The organism is Paenibacillus sp. FSL R7-269, from assembly GCF_000517865.1.
GTDB lineage: Bacteria > Bacillota > Bacilli > Paenibacillales > Paenibacillaceae > Paenibacillus_AQ.
Window position 1 is genome coordinate 108,438 of record NZ_ASPS01000053.1, and the last position, 17,251, is coordinate 125,688.

Sequence of the window (17,251 nt, forward strand, 5' to 3'; positions counted from 1 at the left end):
GCAGATGGTGTCTCTTTTTCTGTGCAAAACTAAGATTGTTATGTAATATTCACAAATTGTTGAAATTGTGCATAAGGGTAAAAAATCCGCTTTGCACTTCTTTACTATAGTCGTTCTATAGGCATAGCTTGTCTATAAGGCATCACCGCACACATACAATACTTAAGTCCTATAAGTGGATTTTACAATGCTGTATATCTAGTGAATTCTTAACATTTTACAGTAAATCAGGAATGTAATGAGGCTTTATGCTTACTCCTCATAATAATAGCCCTAAATATCCATTTGCATTTTAAGACTTTAGCCTTCCAAAGGGAAAAATTTTCAAAAGTTTGAAAATCCAAATATTCATCCATTTCCACTCCTGAATATTCGTCAAATTCCGAGTTTCTTCTCATCGGGGTTATTGACAAAAGAGGAGTGAGGAATATATTGTAAAGGAAAATTCTTCACAGATTCATTTATAATCGCATACCGGCAAAATTCACCGAAAGGGAATGACGCAAAGCCATGGATCTACAGTCTCATTTCTGAAGTGGGATCATGACAGCCAGGTTGCTGAAAAACTGTAAACGCCTTAGGTTATGCGTTTGATTATGGTGATTCGTGCAACAGACCTGTGCTCCTATGTTGAGTACAGGTTTTCTATTGCTGACTAATACAAATAACAACTTGCGGGGTGGATGTTCTGAAGACAGTTGCAGATTATATGGCGGAAGCATTACGCAATTTGGGAGTCACACATTCTTTTGGAATCATAGGCAAATCTATTTGCCCCATCGCTTTGAAACTGGTTGACTATGGTATTGAGTTCATCCCCGGCCGGCACGAGTCTAGCTCCGGCTTCGCTGCCGGCGGTTATGCTCTGAAGACCGGCAGCCTCGGAGTAGCCTTCGGCACTTCCGGTCCGGGCGGAACGAATCTGCTCACCGCAGCAGCGCATGCCAAGGCCAATAATCTTCCCGTCCTCTTCATCACCGGCCACCAGTCCATCAAGGAGCTGGGCATTCCCCAATGTCAGGATTCCACTTCCTATCTGGCTGATTTGGCGGATATGTTCCGGCCGGCCACCCTCTTCAGCAAGCTCGTTGAACGCGGGGATCATTTCAGCACCATTTTCAATCATGCCCTATCCATCGCCCTCGGTGACCAAAAAGGTCCGGTTCATCTCTGCATTCCGTTTGATGTGCAGACAGAGCGGCTTGCGGAATGCCGGATTGTTCTGCCGGAACGTGAAGGGCTGGTCAGCTATCAGAACTATGAACGGGTCAGCTCGGCGATCAATGAATCCGCTAGACCCCTGATCATTGCCGGTAAGGGCGTCAACCGCTCAGGAGCACATCAGGAACTGGTCCAGCTGGCCGAGACCTTTAACATACCTGTGGTCACCTCTCCAGGCGGCAAAGGCGCTATAGCTTACGATCATCCGCTCTACCATGGTCCAATAGGCGTCGGCGGCTCCTCGCATGGAGATGAACTGATGAACAACAGCGACCTCTTCATCGTTCTGGGGTCCCGCCTCAGCGATATGACCATCTGCAACCTGAAGCCGGAGAATCATCCGCGGCAGCTGATCCAGTTCGATGTAGACCCGACCTTTGTCGGTAAAATACTCACCTCATCTACTATTGCTGTCGGCGGAGACTTAAGGGACAACCTGGCTCTGTATCTCCAGAAGCTGGACTTCTCAGCGGTTACCAAGCATGAAATCACAGTCTCGAATGATTACAATGATGAGCTTCCCGTACTGGCGGGGCTCTCTCTGGCTTCGGTAATGAGCACGATGAGCGAATTGATTCCTTACAACAGCAGCGTGTTTGTAGATGACGGCAGCCATGGATTCAATGCTGTGAAATGGTTCAATGTGCGCAGGCCCGGCAGCTTCATATTCGATGCCTACTTTGCCTGCATGGGCAATTCAATTGGCATGGCGATCGGCGCCAAGACGGCCTCTCCCGGTGAGACGGTCTTCTGCATTACCGGGGACGGCTGTTTTATGATGCTCGGAACTGAAATAAACACAGCTGTTTGCAAGGACATTCCGGTGATTTTCATCGTGGTGAATAATATGCAGCTGGATATGGCGCTTAAGGGGATGGAGAAGACCACCGGCCGGATTGACGGTACGATCTTCGAGGTTCCAATGAATGCCGTGAAATTCGCTGAATCTCTGGGTGCAGCCGGCTTCCGCTGTGAGACGCAGGAGGAGTTCGCCGCTGCCATCCGCGAAGCTGTAGCGCTTAACAAGCCAGCTGTCATTGAATTGCTGACTGACCGCGATGAAATGCCACCTACGGCTCACCGCACGCTGGATCTTACGTAAGCAAGCCTTATTGCACACCGTTTCTAACCTACTATCAGGAGGCCATAGCGTGAACAAGAACACGAACAGCGGACTCGATCATTTCACTAATCTCTCTGGAGATTATGGGGCCAAGGCCCTAGCTCCGATCAAAGAGCATTTTCCGGAACTAGCCGAATATATCATGGGCAATGCTTATGGCGATATTTTTCAACGGACCACGATTGGCTCTGACTGGAAAGAGATCGCGGTGATCTCGTCTCTGATTACGATGGGGCAGTATGAGCAGTTAGGTGTTCATTATGTAATGGCGCTCCGTGTTGGCATGACTGTTGAACAGATCAAGGGCGTGCTGCTTCATCTGGTCCCTTGCGTCGGTGCTCCCCGGGTAATTTCGGCCTTTAATGTGCTGCTGGATACCCTGGAGGAAATCAAAGAAAAATCTTCATAAATCTACAAATTTCGACTTTTCGATTGCGCATTTCAGCATGCTCCGGTTATAATGAAGGCAAAATATCCCAAATTCGAATGCAATTTGTCGAATATAGTCACAAATATCATGTTTTGGGGGTATTTCAAATTACACTTAGGGAGAGATCAACATGGGACAATTTATTTTGAAGACAGACACTGCGAAGAAAGTAATCAATATCGAGCTGGAGGGAACCTTCTCTAACGAGGACGGACTCAAATCCATACAGGCTTACCAGCAGACCATCAACCCCATTAGCCCTGCTGAATATGCCCTGGATATCGACTGCCGCAAGCTGAATGTAACAGCTCCTGATGTCGTGCCGCTGCTTGAAAACTGCTTCATCATGTTCAAGGCTGATGGCTTCCAGAAAGTGAGTCTTACTCTGGAAAATAACCCGATCCTCAAAATGCAGCTGGCACGCCTGGGCCGCAAAGCCGGACTTGAGAATCTGGAGATTACTTCAACCGTACAAGCTTAATGAACCGGAGCAGATTCGTGAGAAGTGAGAAGTACAACTAAGACAACTTTTAGGAGGTCTGCACTATGGCGGGGATTCGCATTAAGGACATTGATATCTACCATCCAGACAAAAGAATCGGCAATGAATTTTTCATTCAGCATTTTGATGACAAAGGTATTGATATCCGCGGACTGCTGGCTACTCTGGGCCGTGAAAACCGCTACAGCATCGACAGCCCGGATGAGAACTCCCTGACAATGGCTTATGAAGCCGCAAGTAATGTTCTGGAGAAGACCGGTCTTACCGGTCCTGACATTGACCTGATTGCTTATGCAAGCCAGACCCCTGAATATATATTTCCTACGAACTCACTGATGATTCACCGCCTGATTAACGGGGCTTCGCATACCATCTGTATTGACAGCAATGCCAACTGTGCCGGAATGACGGCTTCGGTTGAGCAGGTCAGCCGCCAGATGATGGCGAACCCGAGAATCCGCCGCGCCCTGGTGATCGGCTCCGATTATGTGGCGCCGCATGCGGACAAGAATGATCCGGTGTATTACGCGAACTTCGGTGATGCCGCTGCTGCTGTCATTCTGGAGCGCGACGAGCATTCGGTCGGCTTCATTGACTCTATCTACCAGACAGACACCTGTGTGTACGGCAACTCACTGTTCCCTGCAGAAGGTCTGGCTAAGCTCGGACGCACCGGTGTTGCCGCAGGAGAGTTCAATGTGAAATTCATACCGTTCGATGATTCCATCTGTGTGGACGCCGCTTCCGAATCGATCAACACCCTGCTGAGCAACAACGGTATTGATCCTCAGTCAATCAAGGCCGCCTGCTTCTCACAGCTGTCCCTTCCGAACATCCAGGCCGTCTCCGGCAAGATCGGCATTGCCCCTGAGGCCGCAGTCTACATAGGCGATGAGTTCGGCTATACCTCGACCAGCAGCCCGTTCATCGCCCTTCACAAAGCCGTCACTACCGGGCAGCTTGAACGCGGCGACAAAGTCCTGTTCTGGACCGTTGGCGCCGGATGGCAGAATGTCGCATTTGTAATGGAGTACTAATCATAACGTTCATTCTGTTCTATAGTAAACAAACGGCCCGCAGCAGAGTTTCTGACTGCGGGCCGTTTCTGTTCTTCTACCTATATCCTGCTCTAAAGTCTGCCTTCGTGCTTGCCCTCATGCTTCTCCCAGCCCATCGTGCGCGACACAGCATCCTGCCAGACGCCATATCTGCGTTCCCGCTCCTCTGGCTCCATCTGCGGCGAGAAGACCTTCTCGGCGGTGTTGAAGCTCTCCAGCTGCTCACGGGTCCATACCCCAGAGGTGAGCCCGGCGAGCAGCGCGGCACCAAGTGCCGTAGTCTCCGCATAGGTTGTTCGTGTCACTTCGCTACCCAGAATATCGGCTTGGAACTGCATCAGCAGATTGTTACGCACCGCACCGCCGTCCACTCTGAGGCCGGTAAGCGGCATGCCGGCATCCTTCTGCATCGCGTCGATGACATCACGGGACTGGAAGGCCAGGGATTCCAGCGTCGCCCGTACCAGATGTGCGGAGGTGGTGCCCCGCGTCAAGCCGAATATAGCGCCCCGCGCATACATATCCCAGTAAGGCGCACCCAGTCCGGTAAATGCTGGCACAACCACAACTCCTTCACTCTCATCCACTTCACTGGCCTTCTCTTCCGAGTCAGCGGGCGCGACAATCAGCCCCAGTCCCTCCTGCAGCCACTGCACAGCCGCTCCAGCCACAAACACACTGCCCTCCAGCGCATAATAGAGCTCATCGCCCATACCCCAGGCTACCGTGGTCAACAGACCGTGACTGGATGCCACAGCTTCAGTACCTGTATTCATGAGAATGAAGCAGCCCGTGCCATAGGTATTCTTGGCACTGCCTGCTTCCAGGCAGGTATGCCCAAAGAGTGCTGCCTGCTGGTCCCCCAGCACCGACCGGATGGGGATCTCGAGACCGAACCACTGCTGGTCACAGACACCGAAGTCTCCGCCCGACATCCTCACCTCTGGCAGAATGGACGGCGGAATACACAGCGTGTCCATCAGTTCTTCGTCCCATTGGCGCTCATGCAGGTTATACATCATCGTTCTTGAAGCATTGGTAACGTCTGTAGCGTGTATAGCGCCCCCGGTCAGCTTCCAGATCAGCCAGGTGTCTATCGTCCCCGCCAGGAGCTCTCCCTTGGCTGCCCGGTCTCTTGCTCCCGGCACATGATCCAGAATCCACGCCAGCTTGGTCGCAGAGAAATACGCGTCGATGACAAGCCCCGTCTTGTCCGCAATGACTCCGGCCATCCCACATGCCTTCAGCTCCTCACATTGGTCTGCTGTCCGCCGGTCCTGCCAGACAATTGCCGGATAGATCGGCTTACCTGTAATTTTATCCCATATCAGTGCAGTCTCACGCTGGTTGGTAATACCGATAGCCGTTATGTGATCAGCTGGAACGGAGCTCGCTGCAATGGCATCTCTGGCTGCTGCAAGCTGGCTCTCCCAAATCTGCTCCGGGTCATGCTCAACCCAGCCTGGGCGGGGAAAGGATTGCTTGATCTCATATTGCCCCTGCGAGATCACTTCCGCTTCTGCATCAAAGAGAATTGCCCGTGAGCTGGTAGTACCTTGGTCCAAGGATAAGATCATAATGCCCAGCCTCCTGCAAGCCTTAGCTTGAAATATATGTTTCACGATGAACAATATTAATGTGGTGATTTCAACAAAAAGCACCTCTGCTCTCAGAGGCGCTGTCATGCATGCTCTTAGTTTACTGTTTTTCGACAGGAAGCCGCAGGGTAAATGTGGTGCCTTCTCCTAGCTTGCTGGAGGCATAAATGCTGCCGTGATGCGATTCGACGATATTCTTCACGATCGCCAGCCCTAGTCCCGTACCGCCCGATTCTCCACGCAGGCGGGCTTTATCCGCTTTGTAGAAGCGTTCGAAGATAAACGGCAGATCCTCGGGATTGATTCCGGCCCCCTGGTCTCTGATCGCGATCTCCACCAGACTTCTGCCTTCCAGCACTACCGTGCCTGCCAGAATGGAGATTCTCCGGTCAGCCGGAGTGTGGCGGAAGGCATTATCCAGCAGATTGGTCAGTACCTGCTCCAGCTTATCTTCATCGGCAGCCCCCAGCAGCAGCTCTTGCTCGGGCCGCTTCAGTTCAAGCATAATATCTCGTTCCTTGGCTCTGACGGAGAATTTGCGGTATACCCGCTCCAGCAATTCTCCCACATCGACCTGAGCCTTAAGCATATCCGTATGCCCAGCTTCCATGCGTGCCAGGTCCAGCAGATCCTTCACCAGACGGCCCATACGCAAGGATTCATCATGAATAACCTGAACCAGCTCGCTGCTCTCCTCCGGTGAGGAGGCCATTCCGTCCAGCAAAGCCTCACTGTAGCCCTGCATCATCGAGAGCGGGGTGCGGATCTCATGAGATACATTGGCTACGAAATCTCGCCGCATCTTCTCCAGACGCACCTCCTCCGTCACATCACGCAGAACGGCAACGGCTCCGCGCAGATGATCTTCGGAATATAGCGGTGCCATGTGCACCGACCATACCCCCTGCCGGACATGAACATTGGAGCGCTGATCGCCCCCGTCCTCAAGGGTGCTGAAGAATAGTGGACGCAGCGGCGGCGGCACTTCATTGGAAGAAGAGGCCTTCGGAACAAGTCCGTTATCCTCTTCTTCCTCCCAGGTAAGATCACTCCAGGTTTCGAGGAGGGTCTGCCCATGCGGATTGGTGAGGATGATCCGGCCTTCGATATCGAAGGTGATCACCGCATCGCTCATGCTGCGCAGGACGCTGGATAAATGCCCTTTTTCATTATTCAGACTGCGTATATTCTCTTCCAGCTCTTCCGCCATGTGGTTAAACGATGTGGCAAGCTGGCCGATCTCATCGCTCGTGACCAGGGTCAGTCTTGTTCCATATTCGCCGCGGCGGATATCATTCGCTGCTTCAATAACCTGCTGCATCGGCTGAGTGATCTTCGTGAACAGGAATAGGGCAAAGAATGTGGTCAGAGAGAATCCGATCATGCACGTATACATGAACAAGCGCTTGATTGCCCCGGAATTGGTGAAATTACTGTCGATGTAAGGCAGCAGGAACAGCCCGAGTGTAATGAGCACGACAGCAACCAGAAAGATGATCGTGATCCACAGCTTACCGACAAGACTTCTCCAGAAGTTCACTTATTTAGGCACCTCAAGCTTATAGCCTACTCCCCATACCGTTGTAATCATCGCTGCCGATTCCGGGGATACCTTATTCAGTTTTTCACGCAGACGCTTGACATGGGTATCCACGGTGCGCAGATCCCCGAAGAACTCGTAATTCCATACATCCTTCAGCAGCTCCTCACGCGAGAATACCTTGTCCGGTGAGATCGCCAGATAATGCAGCAACTCGTATTCCTTGGGTGTCAGACTTACCTCTTGGCCGCCTGCGCTTACACGGTGTGCATCATGCTCAATAATCAGGAACGGGAACACGATATTGTTGCTCGAATTGCTCTCTTTAGACAGAAATGCTGTCGCAGAGGAACGGCGCATAATCGCCTTGACCCGGTAGATCACTTCGCGCGGACTGAATGGCTTGACGACATAATCGTCTGCCCCCATCTCAAAGCCCTGCACCCGGTTGATCTCCTCACCCTTAGCGGTAAGCATTAAGACCGGTGTGGACTTCACTCCTCTGAGTCTGGTCAGCACTTCAATGCCGTCGATTCCCGGCAACATCACATCCAGCAGGATCAGGCCGTAGTCATTAGCGGTTGCTTTGCGCAGGGCAATTTCCCCGTCCTCTGCCTCATCAATCTCATAGCCTTCTTTTTCAAGATACATTTTGAGCAGGCGGCGGATGCGTTCTTCGTCATCCACCACCAGAATTCTATTCAAGTGATCAGCCATTTACACAACAACCCCTTCATCAATTACAGTAGAACGTCACCTTGGATCATACGCGCCCGGAGAAACCCGAACTTATCAGTCTGTTCCCGCGTATGAATGAAGTCCGGCAATAACCAGGTTAACGCCGACCAGGGTAAACATTACGATTAGAAAGCCGAGTACAGCGAGCCAAGCGGATTTGCGTCCCTGCCATCCGCGGGCCAGCCGCAAATGGAGATAAGCACTGTAGAACAGCCAGGTGACGAGTGCCCAGACTTCCTTGGGGTCCCATCCCCAGAATCTGCCCCATGCCACCTCGGCCCATATCATTGCAAAAATCAAAGCCCCCAGTGTGAAAATCGGGAACCCGATGGCAATTGCCCTGTAGGTAATCTCATCCAGATCATTCTCGTCGATTCCATCAAGCACCGGATGTAGGGCCTTCCCAAGCGGCTTACGCACGGCCAGCCGAAGAAGTCCATACAAGAGCAGTCCGGACAGCAGTGACCAGATCACGGTGTTGAACTTGCGTCCTGCATTGACGCCATTCATCCAGGAAGGTGCTTGAAACAAAGGCTTCTGAAGCCCAAGAAACGGCTGGAAGCTCTCAATTTCGCTATGGTACGGTGCCACAATCGGCGGCATTTTATAACTCACTTTCTCTATTGTACTATCTTCCTGCCCGGGGCTGTCAATCGTAACGTTCGAACGGACAAAAACAGATTCATAGCCCGCACCGCGGAAGGCAAATACAGATCCAAGAAACCCAATTATAACAATGATCGAGAACAGAGTAAATTCGATCAGCCGCTGTTGCTTACGGTCACTCCGTTCCTTGCTGTCAAATTTCACTGTCCGCAGCAGATACATCAGCCCGGCGGCAAAGCCTACCGCGAAGAAGGACTCCCCAAGCGCAGCAAGTGTGACATGAATATTCAGATAGATCGATTTCAGCGAAGGAATGAGCGGCTGTACTTCCTGCGGAAATACCGCTGCATAGGCCATCACAACAATGGAGATCGGAACCGCAAATACCCCGAGAATGATCTTGCGGTAGATGGCGAAGATCACCGTAAAGGCAACCATCACCATCATCGATAGGAAGGTCATGAACTCATACATATTGCTGACCGGAATATGACCGGCCCCCATCCAGCGGGTAATGAAGTAGGCCAGATGGCAGAGCAGCCCGAGTGAAGAGGTGATAAAAGCAACCCTGCCCCACCGTGCCGTATGCTCCTCCGGCTTCCTGCCTGACCATTTGCGGCCCATAATGGCAATGGTGAACAACATGAAGGCACCGCTGTATAAGAAGAATGCGGCTATAAAGACGTCACTGCTGAAATCGAGCAAGCTCATGCCATGCCTCCTCCGTTGTCCAATGATTTGTCATCGACTGTCATGTCTATCTGCTCCAGAATAGAAACGAGCTCACGGCGGAAGCCGAACCAGTTCTTGTTCGTATGGCCTCCAAGCACCAGCTGTCCGCCCTCAACGATCAGCCAGATGCGTCTATGCTGCCAATAGAAGCCGAGTATCAGCCCCAGCATGACAATACCCGCACCCACCCAGACGAACGGCATTGCCCGGTCCACACGGATATTAAGATAGGTGGTGGATTCCGAGAAATCCACATCCGTCATACTCCCCACCTCAAGTTCCAGAAACCGTGTGCCGCCTCCAAGCTTATCGTTGATGGCCGCCTGCTGGAAGCGCTCCTTGTCCACCTGCTTCGGGAAATAGAAATATTGCTGCCCCTCTGCCGGCAGATCCGGACCACGGATCAGGAAGAGAAACGCCGGAGCGTTCGGATAAGGGGAGGTAGAGACCGGACGGCCTTCCTCATTCAATCCGAAATCCATATACTTCTCCTTCAGCTCAAGGGTGTAGGGTCCCGCCTTGAAGCTGCGCTGCGGATTCTTCATATCCAGTCTGAACTTGCCGTAGCTCTCACCGGTTGAAGCATTGACGAGATCAGGCTGCACGGAACGCAGCACAGGCGTAAGATCATAGTCAAACTGATACGCTTTCATTCCTTGGTAGCTCAGCGGAGAATTTACCTGAATGTCGTGCCGGGCAACTTCCGCAAGCTGAGGCTCCTTGGAGGGATCGCTGCAGTCCGCCGTACATTCATAAAGAACCGCCTTAGTCTCGTAAAGCTTAGGGAGAACCTTCTTGCCCCGGAATTCCTCGGGCATCTCTTCTTCACTATAGAATTCTACTGTGAACTTCTCATTCTTCAGGTACATGCTGGTGTCCGGTATCCGTACTGCCTCTCCCTGCGGGAAGGCAAGATGCTGATCCATATTCAGACCCGGAAGTCCCCTGGCAAGCACAGCAAGTAAAAATATAATCAGGCCGATATGTATTACATAAGGACCCCAGCGGCTGAAACGGTGTTTCTCGGCCAGTAATGCGCCGCCCTCCGTCCGCACGCGGTATCCTTTCTTCTGAAGCGGCTGAACGATCCGTGCCACCCATTCCTCCGGCTCCCCTTCCACCTCTGTATTCAGCGTAAGCTTTTGACGGGTAAGGAATTGGCGGTGCTTGCGGATCTTCTGCCGGGTTAGCGCCTTGTAGAGCGGAAGCACGCGGTCCAGGCTGCAGATAACCAGAGAAGCTCCGATCATGACCAGCAGCGTCACGAACCACCAGGATTCATAGGTATGCGAAAGGCCGAGTCTATAATATATATTCCCGGCTGTTCCATACGTTTGTTCATAATAGGTTGAAGCATCAATATTCAGAAAGGTGCTTTCTTGCGGAAAAATCGTACCGAGCATCGCACCCAGCAGCGTCAATACAATCAGGTAGATGGCGATTTTGACTGAGGAAAAAAAGTTCCAGACCTTATCGATCACTCCCGGACTTACCCGCTCCGAACGGCGGGCCACCCCATCGTAGCGCATCTCCAGATTCCCCGAGGCGTTCTCTTCCTTCTCATCCTGCGGCTTGCCGCAGGCTTCACAGAGAACCGTTCCTACCGGATTCTGATGACCGCATTCGCATTTGGTGTTGCTGATCAGCGGCTCATGCTTACTCATGGTTCCACCAGCTTCCCGATTTGCTCGTCAAGCGAGCTCAGATCCAGCTGGCCGATATGAATGCTGTCCACCCTGCCCTTTGTATTAATGAAGAAGGTGGTAGGCAGTGGGGAGACCCCATAGCTGCGGACCGCATCACGTCCCTTATCCATCACAACCGGAAAATCAATATCCACGAGCTTCACGAAATTGTCCACCGTCATCTGATCCTCGCCCACATTCACGCCTAAGACTACAACACCCTGGTCCTTCCATTTCTCCCACTGCGCCTGGAGGGCAGGCATTTCCTTCACGCATGGTGCGCACCAGGAGCCCCAAAAGTTCAGTACAACCGACTTCCCTCTGAATTCCTCCAGCGTATGGGTCGCACCGTCCAGCCCAAGCAATTCAAAATTAGGCGCTTTCCCGCCTTCTTGAGGCTTGCCGTCTCCCCCGAACACAGAGGAGCTGATGGCATAAGCCCCAAGCAGAACGATTAGTAATAGTATCACGATTTGGATTGGCTTCCTGGCTTTGCCCATACAGGGGTACCCCCTTCTGTGACGCAACTCATTACTTTAGTTGTAAGGTGTGAACATCCTATGAACATTATAACGAATATTGTCACAGTTTTAGGAGGGGAAATTGTGAACTTTATGTGTCTTTGCGTGTCTGATTATCCCGAAGCATTCCCGCTTTGGCAATTTGCTGCAGATGATTGATCTCATCCTTGGTCAAATGGCGGTAAGAGCCGCGCTTGAGATTCTGGAGCATGATATCCCCGAAGGAAATGCGCTTCAGACGGATAACCGGATGTGACACAGCCTCGAACATCCGCCGGACTTGGCGGTTGCGGCCTTCATGGATGGTGATGCTGATTACCGCTTCCTTACTGGCTTCATCGATATCCTTGTATTCGACTTCCGCCGGAGCGGTCATGCCGTCCTCCAGCTTAATGCCAGCCTTCAGCTTGTCCAGCGCTGTGCCGTGCGGCACACCCTTGACCGTGGCCAGATACGTCTTCGGCACATGATGCTTCGGATGCGTGAGCAGGTTGGCAAACTCACCGTCATTCGTCAGCAGCAGCAGCCCTTCGGTATCGTAGTCCAAGCGGCCTACAGGGTATACACGCTCTGTAATTCCTTTCAGGTAATCCGTTACTACCTTGCGGCCCTTGTCATCCGAGGCGCTTGTAATTACACCTTTGGGCTTGTTGAACATAATATAGATTTTATTCTCGCCCCGGATCAGTCTGCCCGAGACTTTAATAATATCAGTTGCGGGGTCCACCTTCGTGCCAAGCGTAGTTACGAGTTCCCCGTTGACTTCCACTTTACCGGCCAAAATCATTTCTTCACATTTGCGTCTGGACGCAACACCTGCTTGCGCCAATATTTTCTGTAATCTTTCCATTTTCGACTACTCACCTCAGGTTAATGATAACCATCAGAGGCATAAATCACAAGATCATTCCACGGAAAAAATGCGCCGGGGCAAGTCTCGCTATGCGATTCCACCGTAAGCGGCGATATTTCATAGCGCCCGGACAGCTCCAGTATAAGCTTCCCCGCCGCGAACAGCTGCTGCTGGCGCTCCGGCAACTGGGGCAATTGCTTCGCCTCCCCATAGTTGCCCTCAAGGCATATATGAATATGCTCCGGGTCTGTCAGCAGCGGCGCCGCATAGACTGAGCCGTTCAGCCCGACCCAGAAGTCAAAGCCTTTGCCGTTAATAGACGGACAGCGGGAATAATGCAGAATAAAGCCTTTGTACTCCACCCTTGTCGTCCTCCCTCCGTATTGCTGAAATAGCATATGAAGTGGGGGGGCGGGCGGTGAGGAATGTTTGTTAGAATGTTTGGGGAGCGATGTGAAAGCAGGGCTTGAGCGGGGCCAGAGAGGGTAAAGGCGTTGACTATTCGTAACTCCGAGGAATGTTTGGACTTCCGGCCGCTGTTAAAGTTGGATTTCCTTGATTAGACTGCCAAGCGGCAGTAGAATTCCAACACAGCTTATGCTTACGATGCGAGCTTTCCGTAGGAAAGCTTTCAGGCGGACGCTGGCGCTCCTACAGTTCCAAAATTCCTCTCCGTTACTCCTTCTACGCACGGGCAAACCTAATAACAAACAGTCCTCACCTCCCGGAAGGGGGTGAGGACTGTAGGACAAGCGGCAAGCGGCTGCGGGTCAGCGCTTGGGGACCACCACCGGCGGCAGATTGCCAGGGAAGTGATAAGGTGCATTAATACCCTTCATTCGCTTATCCAGCCAACTTTTCCTGAAATCAGGTGTATTAATACCCTTCATTCGCTCATACAGCCGACTTTTGCTGAAATCAGGTGTATTTATACCCTTCATTCGCTCATCCGGCCGACTTTTACTCAAATCAGGTGTATTAATACCCCTCATTCGCTCATACAGCCAACTTTTCCTGAAATCAGGTGCATTAATACCCCTCATTCCCTAATACAGCCGACTTTTCCTGAAATCAGGTGCACGATTACCCATTTGCTCTCTCCTGAAGGAAAACAGTTGGAATAATGTATATTAATTCAAGCGATTTGGGGAAGTTAGCTGAAGCAAAGGGAAAAGGGCATTTAATTTGTTTATTTTCACTACTTTGACGAGAATACGTTTAATTAAGCAGCCTTTTTCCAACTATTGTTTCCACAACACTCATTCGTCCAGCATCAGGTGGAGGAAATCCATTCATCCACCTATCCATCTAGCCATCTACCTCCTGCTCCTGCCTTGCTACCCGAACACCAGCAGACAAACAGCAATCGCAGCAATAAAGCCGACGATGTCCGAGAACAGGCCCACCTTTAGTGCATAGCGGCCGTTGCGGATGCCTACGGCGCCGAAATACACAGTCAGCACATACAACGTGGTGTCAGTGCTCCCCTGTATAGTAGAAGCAATCATACCGATGAGGGAGTCCGGGCCGTGGACGCGGATCAGGTCTGTAGTATAGGCAAGTGATCCAGTGCCCGTCAGCGGGCGCAGGAGACCGAGCGGAAGCACCTCTGACGGAATACCCAGCCCCTTCAGCAGAGGGCTTACAAAGCCCATGAGGAAGTCCAGCGCGCCAGACGCGCGGAACACACTGATGGCCACCAGCATGCCCACCAGATGGGGGATAATCGCAATGGCGGTGCCGAACCCGTCCTTCGCACCCTCCACGAAAGATTCATAGACCGGAACCTTACGCGTGAAGGCATACAGCGGAATAAAGGTAACCATGACCGGGATCGCCCAGGCAGAGATCAGACTGATCAGTTGTAACACGGACGCTCACCCCTTCACCGAAGATTGTGGGAGCGCCCCGCTCCCGTTCGCCGGGCCTGTCCCGGTGTTGAGGACCGGCGGCGGTCCGGGCGGCCTGCGGAGCAGAGTCAGGCGGCGGAACAGCCTGTCCGCAGCAATCGCCGCCAGGGTCGCCACCGCCGTCGCCGCCAGAGTGGTTCCGACAATGGCCGCCGGCTCCGCCGATCCGTAATTCAGCCGGATCGCAATCAGGGTCGCCGGAATCAGGGTGATGCTGGCGGTATTCAGCGCAAGCAGGGTACACATGGCCGGCGTTGCGGTCTCCTTATCCGGGTTCAGTGTCTGCAGCTCCTGCATCGCCTTAATGCCCATCGGAGTGGCCGCATTCCCCAGACCCAGCAGGTTGGCGCTCATATTGGAGAGAATGTAGCCGATGGCGGGGTGCCCTTTGGGCACATCCGGGAACAGAAAGGAGACTACCGGACCCAGCACTCTGGAGATTTTCTTCAGCAGGTCGGCATCCTCCGCAATCCGCATTATGCCCAGCCAGAACACCAGCACACTGATCAGCCCGAAGCTGACGGTCACCCCGCTCTTCGCACCATCGAATACGGCGGCGGTGAACTCGTTCATCCTTCCGTTAACTGCCGCAAAGCCAAACCCGATCAGAATCATCCCCAGCCAGATTCCATTTAACATGGGTATCCCCTCCCCCGCTTCATTTTTTATACTCTATCTTACAGAATGGTTTCGCTATTCCCCCGTGTGAAACAGCGCCCGCAGCGCACTGCCGAAGGCCTGCAGCCAGTTGCCCGCCGGGTAGGCGGAGGCACGCGCAGCGGTATATTTTTTCACATACGGCGAGGTCTCCGGCGGGAGCTGGCCAGGCGTGTACACCGGAACCCGCCCGATCTCCTGATCTCCCAGCCGTAAAATAATCACACCTCTGAGCCCGAAGTTAACATCGCCCTCACTCCCGCTGGCATTTACACCTGCCCTGCCCGCATCCGTACTTACACTGGAACCAGCACCTGCACTCCCCGTACCCGCAGCATTGCCATTCGCAGAAGTCTGCGGATCTGCACTAAGCACCAGCTTGTTGACGAGCCTAGCTTCCTCCCCCTGACCAAGCGGATAGGCGAAGGCCTTGCCGGTCACCAGACTGTAGCCTTTGACGGCCTCGCCCCGCTCGACCAGCGTCTTCAGAGGATAATGGTTGAAGCCGAAGTCCAGCAGCGAGGCATGGTCGTTCCAGTCATTTCCGTCGTTCAGCGTAACAGCCACGAGCTGCTGCCCGTCCCTTGTAGCGGAGCTTACCAGGCAGCGCAGCGCTTTTTTGGTATACCCCGTCTTGACCCCATCCGCTCCTTCGTAGAGGCGCAGCATCTTATTCTTGTTGCTCCATTTATAGTCCCATTTCTCATAAGGATTGTCCGCTGCCTTCTCTTTGGTGGCTACGATCTCCTTGAACACCGGATTATGCATCGCATATGCGGTCAATACAGCCAGATCATTCGCGCTGGAAAAGTGGCCTTCTGCATCTAATCCATGCGGATTGGCAAAATGCGTATTTTTCAAATTCAGCTCCTGCGCCTTCGCGTTCATCAGGTAGACAAACCCTTGCTCCGAGCCGCCGACATGCTCGGCGATTGCCGTTGCCGCATCATTACCGGAGCGCAGCATCAGCCCGTACAGCATATCCTTCAGCGTCATTTCCTCGCCCAGCTTCAGGTACAGGGAGGAACCCTCTTTGGCAAAAGCATTTTTGCCGACCTTGACCTTCGACATGATATCGCTGTTCTCTATCGCCACAAGGGCGGTCATAATTTTGGTCAGACTGGCAATCAGCATCGGCTCATCCCCGCGGCTGCTGTACAGTATTCTTCCGGATGTCACATCAATCAGCGCCGCCGCCCTGGCATGGGTAGTGATCGAACGGTTCTCTGCACTAACGGCAGACACCGGCACCAGCGCAAGCAGCAGTGCACACAACAGTAAGGACAGCATAGATTTTCGGGTTAATGTCTTCATGTTCATCCTCCGGCTTCTTATCCGTTCCTTACGCAACGGTTCATCAGTCTTGCCTGGTTGTACAAGTGTATGCGGGGCATAGGGCAGGTATGTCCTATCCTCCATCATCCGGCAAAAAAGGGATATCACCTTCTAAGGTGATATCCCGGGGCTAATTTGTTATTTCCTTGTATCCTAATGTGTTGACGTATTCTAATGCGTTGACGTACCCTAATGTGTTGACGAATGGTCAGACGAGCCGGACCCGGTCTCTACAACGGTTTTGGTTACCTTGGAGCCGGGAATGTCCGAAGCTTCGGGAACCATGCCGGGCTGGAACATATTCTGAATTTTGTCGAGCAGGGTAGGCGTGGCATCAATAATTTTCTCGAACAGATGAGTCTGATTATCCAGCGGCACAATATGTACCCCTTCCCTGCCAACGACTAGAAAAGCAATCGGACGAATAGACACGCCGCCCCCGCTGCCGCCCCCGAAGGGAAGCATTTTGACGCCGGACCCGCTGCTGTTCACGCCCGGACCGTCATCCTCCACCCTGAAGTCACTGCCGCCTGCTGCGAAACCGAACGTCACCTTGCTAATTGGCAGAATGACGGTGCCATCGGGCGTTTCAACCGGATCTCCAACAATTGTATTTACATCAACCATGCCTTTAATATTCTCCATTGCGGTCTGCATGAGACCTTGAATCGGATGATCTGACATTGTTTGTCTCCTCCTCGAGTGTATATAAATGTACCTGCAGTATTTATCTTGCCCACTA

16 protein-coding genes and 1 riboswitch are annotated in these 17,251 nt (G+C 52.5%); of the genes, 4 read left to right on the top strand and 12 right to left on the bottom strand.

The window, feature by feature from the left end:
• Positions 1-466 precede the first annotated feature (466 nt).
• Positions 467-563: riboswitch (cyclic di-GMP riboswitch) on the top strand.
• A gap of 116 nt (positions 564-679) precedes the next feature.
• The 4 genes from C162_RS23030 to C162_RS23045 all read left to right on the top strand — a co-directional run bounded on the left by C162_RS23030 (position 680) and on the right by C162_RS23045 (position 4,313).
• Entirely contained in the window at positions 680-2,323 is a 1,644-nt protein-coding gene (locus C162_RS23030) for a thiamine pyrophosphate-binding protein (protein ID WP_051493859.1), read from the top strand.
• Positions 2,324-2,372: 49 nt separating this feature from the next.
• Positions 2,373-2,753 carry a carboxymuconolactone decarboxylase family protein gene (locus C162_RS23035; RefSeq protein ID WP_036698179.1) on the top strand — a complete coding sequence of 127 codons (381 nt, stop codon included), beginning with the start codon at positions 2,373-2,375 and terminating at the stop codon, positions 2,751-2,753.
• A 151-nt stretch (positions 2,754-2,904) separates the two neighbouring features.
• Positions 2,905-3,255 (top strand): hypothetical protein, encoded by a 351-nt coding sequence (locus tag C162_RS23040; protein WP_036698182.1) that lies wholly within the window; start codon positions 2,905-2,907, stop codon positions 3,253-3,255.
• Between the two features lie 65 nt (positions 3,256-3,320).
• Positions 3,321-4,313: a 3-oxoacyl-[acyl-carrier-protein] synthase III C-terminal domain-containing protein gene (locus C162_RS23045; protein WP_036698183.1), complete on the top strand. Its 993-nt coding sequence runs from the start codon at positions 3,321-3,323 to the stop codon at positions 4,311-4,313.
• Between the two features lie 92 nt (positions 4,314-4,405).
• Here C162_RS23045 and glpK read toward each other — a convergent pair whose 3' ends face one another.
• From glpK to ytfJ, 12 genes are all read right to left on the bottom strand, one after another.
• Positions 4,406-5,911, bottom strand: a complete 1,506-nt coding sequence (glpK, locus tag C162_RS23050) for a glycerol kinase GlpK (protein WP_036698185.1) — start codon at positions 5,909-5,911, stop codon at positions 4,406-4,408.
• Between the two features lie 121 nt (positions 5,912-6,032).
• Positions 6,033-7,472 (bottom strand): HAMP domain-containing sensor histidine kinase, encoded by a 1,440-nt coding sequence (locus C162_RS23055; protein WP_036698189.1) that lies wholly within the window; start codon positions 7,470-7,472, stop codon positions 6,033-6,035.
• Positions 7,473-8,189, bottom strand: coding sequence for a response regulator transcription factor (locus C162_RS23060; RefSeq protein WP_036698191.1), 717 nt, complete (start codon positions 8,187-8,189; stop codon positions 7,473-7,475).
• Between the two features lie 75 nt (positions 8,190-8,264).
• Positions 8,265-9,527: a cytochrome c biogenesis protein CcsA gene (gene ccsA, locus C162_RS23065; protein ID WP_036698192.1), complete on the bottom strand. Its 1,263-nt coding sequence runs from the start codon at positions 9,525-9,527 to the stop codon at positions 8,265-8,267.
• The gene (resB, locus tag C162_RS23070) at positions 9,524-11,212 is read right to left on the bottom strand and encodes a cytochrome c biogenesis protein ResB (protein WP_036698194.1); all 1,689 of its coding nucleotides are present in this window, start codon (positions 11,210-11,212) and stop codon (positions 9,524-9,526) included. The genes ccsA and resB overlap by 4 nt, the downstream gene beginning before the upstream one ends.
• Positions 11,209-11,733: a thiol-disulfide oxidoreductase ResA gene (resA, locus tag C162_RS23075; protein ID WP_036698196.1), complete on the bottom strand. Its 525-nt coding sequence runs from the start codon at positions 11,731-11,733 to the stop codon at positions 11,209-11,211. The genes resB and resA overlap by 4 nt, the downstream gene beginning before the upstream one ends.
• A gap of 112 nt (positions 11,734-11,845) precedes the next feature.
• A complete protein-coding gene (locus tag C162_RS23080; protein ID WP_036698197.1) occupies positions 11,846-12,604 on the bottom strand; it encodes a pseudouridine synthase in 759 nt (252 codons plus the stop codon).
• 20 nt (positions 12,605-12,624) lie between these two features.
• Entirely contained in the window at positions 12,625-12,969 is a 345-nt protein-coding gene (locus C162_RS23085; protein ID WP_036698199.1) for a peptidoglycan recognition protein family protein, read from the bottom strand.
• 975 nt (positions 12,970-13,944) lie between these two features.
• On the bottom strand, positions 13,945-14,478 hold the full coding sequence (locus C162_RS23090) for a spore maturation protein (RefSeq protein ID WP_036698201.1): 534 nt from the start codon (positions 14,476-14,478) through the stop codon (positions 13,945-13,947).
• 6 nt (positions 14,479-14,484) lie between these two features.
• On the bottom strand, positions 14,485-15,156 hold the full coding sequence (locus C162_RS23095; protein ID WP_036698202.1) for a nucleoside recognition domain-containing protein: 672 nt from the start codon (positions 15,154-15,156) through the stop codon (positions 14,485-14,487).
• Between the two features lie 54 nt (positions 15,157-15,210).
• On the bottom strand, positions 15,211-16,494 hold the full coding sequence (locus C162_RS23100; RefSeq protein WP_036698203.1) for a D-alanyl-D-alanine carboxypeptidase family protein: 1,284 nt from the start codon (positions 16,492-16,494) through the stop codon (positions 15,211-15,213).
• A 204-nt stretch (positions 16,495-16,698) separates the two neighbouring features.
• Positions 16,699-17,193 (bottom strand): GerW family sporulation protein, encoded by a 495-nt coding sequence (gene ytfJ / locus C162_RS23105; RefSeq protein ID WP_036698205.1) that lies wholly within the window; start codon positions 17,191-17,193, stop codon positions 16,699-16,701.
• Between the last annotated feature and the right edge of the window lie 58 nt (positions 17,194-17,251).

Excerpts from the sequence above, each read along its gene's own strand:
- C162_RS23060 (WP_036698191.1), bottom strand. The coding sequence starts at position 8,189 with ATGGCTGATCACTTGAATAGAATTCTGGTGGTGGATGACGAAGAACGC.
- resB (WP_036698194.1), bottom strand. The coding sequence starts at position 11,212 with ATGAGTAAGCATGAGCCGCTGATCAGCAACACCAAATGCGAATGCGGT.
- C162_RS23040 (WP_036698182.1), top strand. The coding sequence starts at position 2,905 with ATGGGACAATTTATTTTGAAGACAGACACTGCGAAGAAAGTAATCAAT.
- C162_RS23080 (WP_036698197.1), bottom strand. The coding sequence starts at position 12,604 with ATGGAAAGATTACAGAAAATATTGGCGCAAGCAGGTGTTGCGTCCAGA.
- C162_RS23095 (WP_036698202.1), bottom strand. The coding sequence starts at position 15,156 with ATGTTAAATGGAATCTGGCTGGGGATGATTCTGATCGGGTTTGGCTTT.
- resA (WP_036698196.1), bottom strand. The coding sequence starts at position 11,733 with ATGGGCAAAGCCAGGAAGCCAATCCAAATCGTGATACTATTACTAATC.
- C162_RS23100 (WP_036698203.1), bottom strand. The coding sequence starts at position 16,494 with ATGAACATGAAGACATTAACCCGAAAATCTATGCTGTCCTTACTGTTG.
- glpK (WP_036698185.1), bottom strand. The coding sequence starts at position 5,911 with ATGATCTTATCCTTGGACCAAGGTACTACCAGCTCACGGGCAATTCTC.
- ccsA (WP_036698192.1), bottom strand. The coding sequence starts at position 9,527 with ATGAGCTTGCTCGATTTCAGCAGTGACGTCTTTATAGCCGCATTCTTC.
- C162_RS23045 (WP_036698183.1), top strand. The coding sequence starts at position 3,321 with ATGGCGGGGATTCGCATTAAGGACATTGATATCTACCATCCAGACAAA.
- ytfJ (WP_036698205.1), bottom strand. The coding sequence starts at position 17,193 with ATGTCAGATCATCCGATTCAAGGTCTCATGCAGACCGCAATGGAGAAT.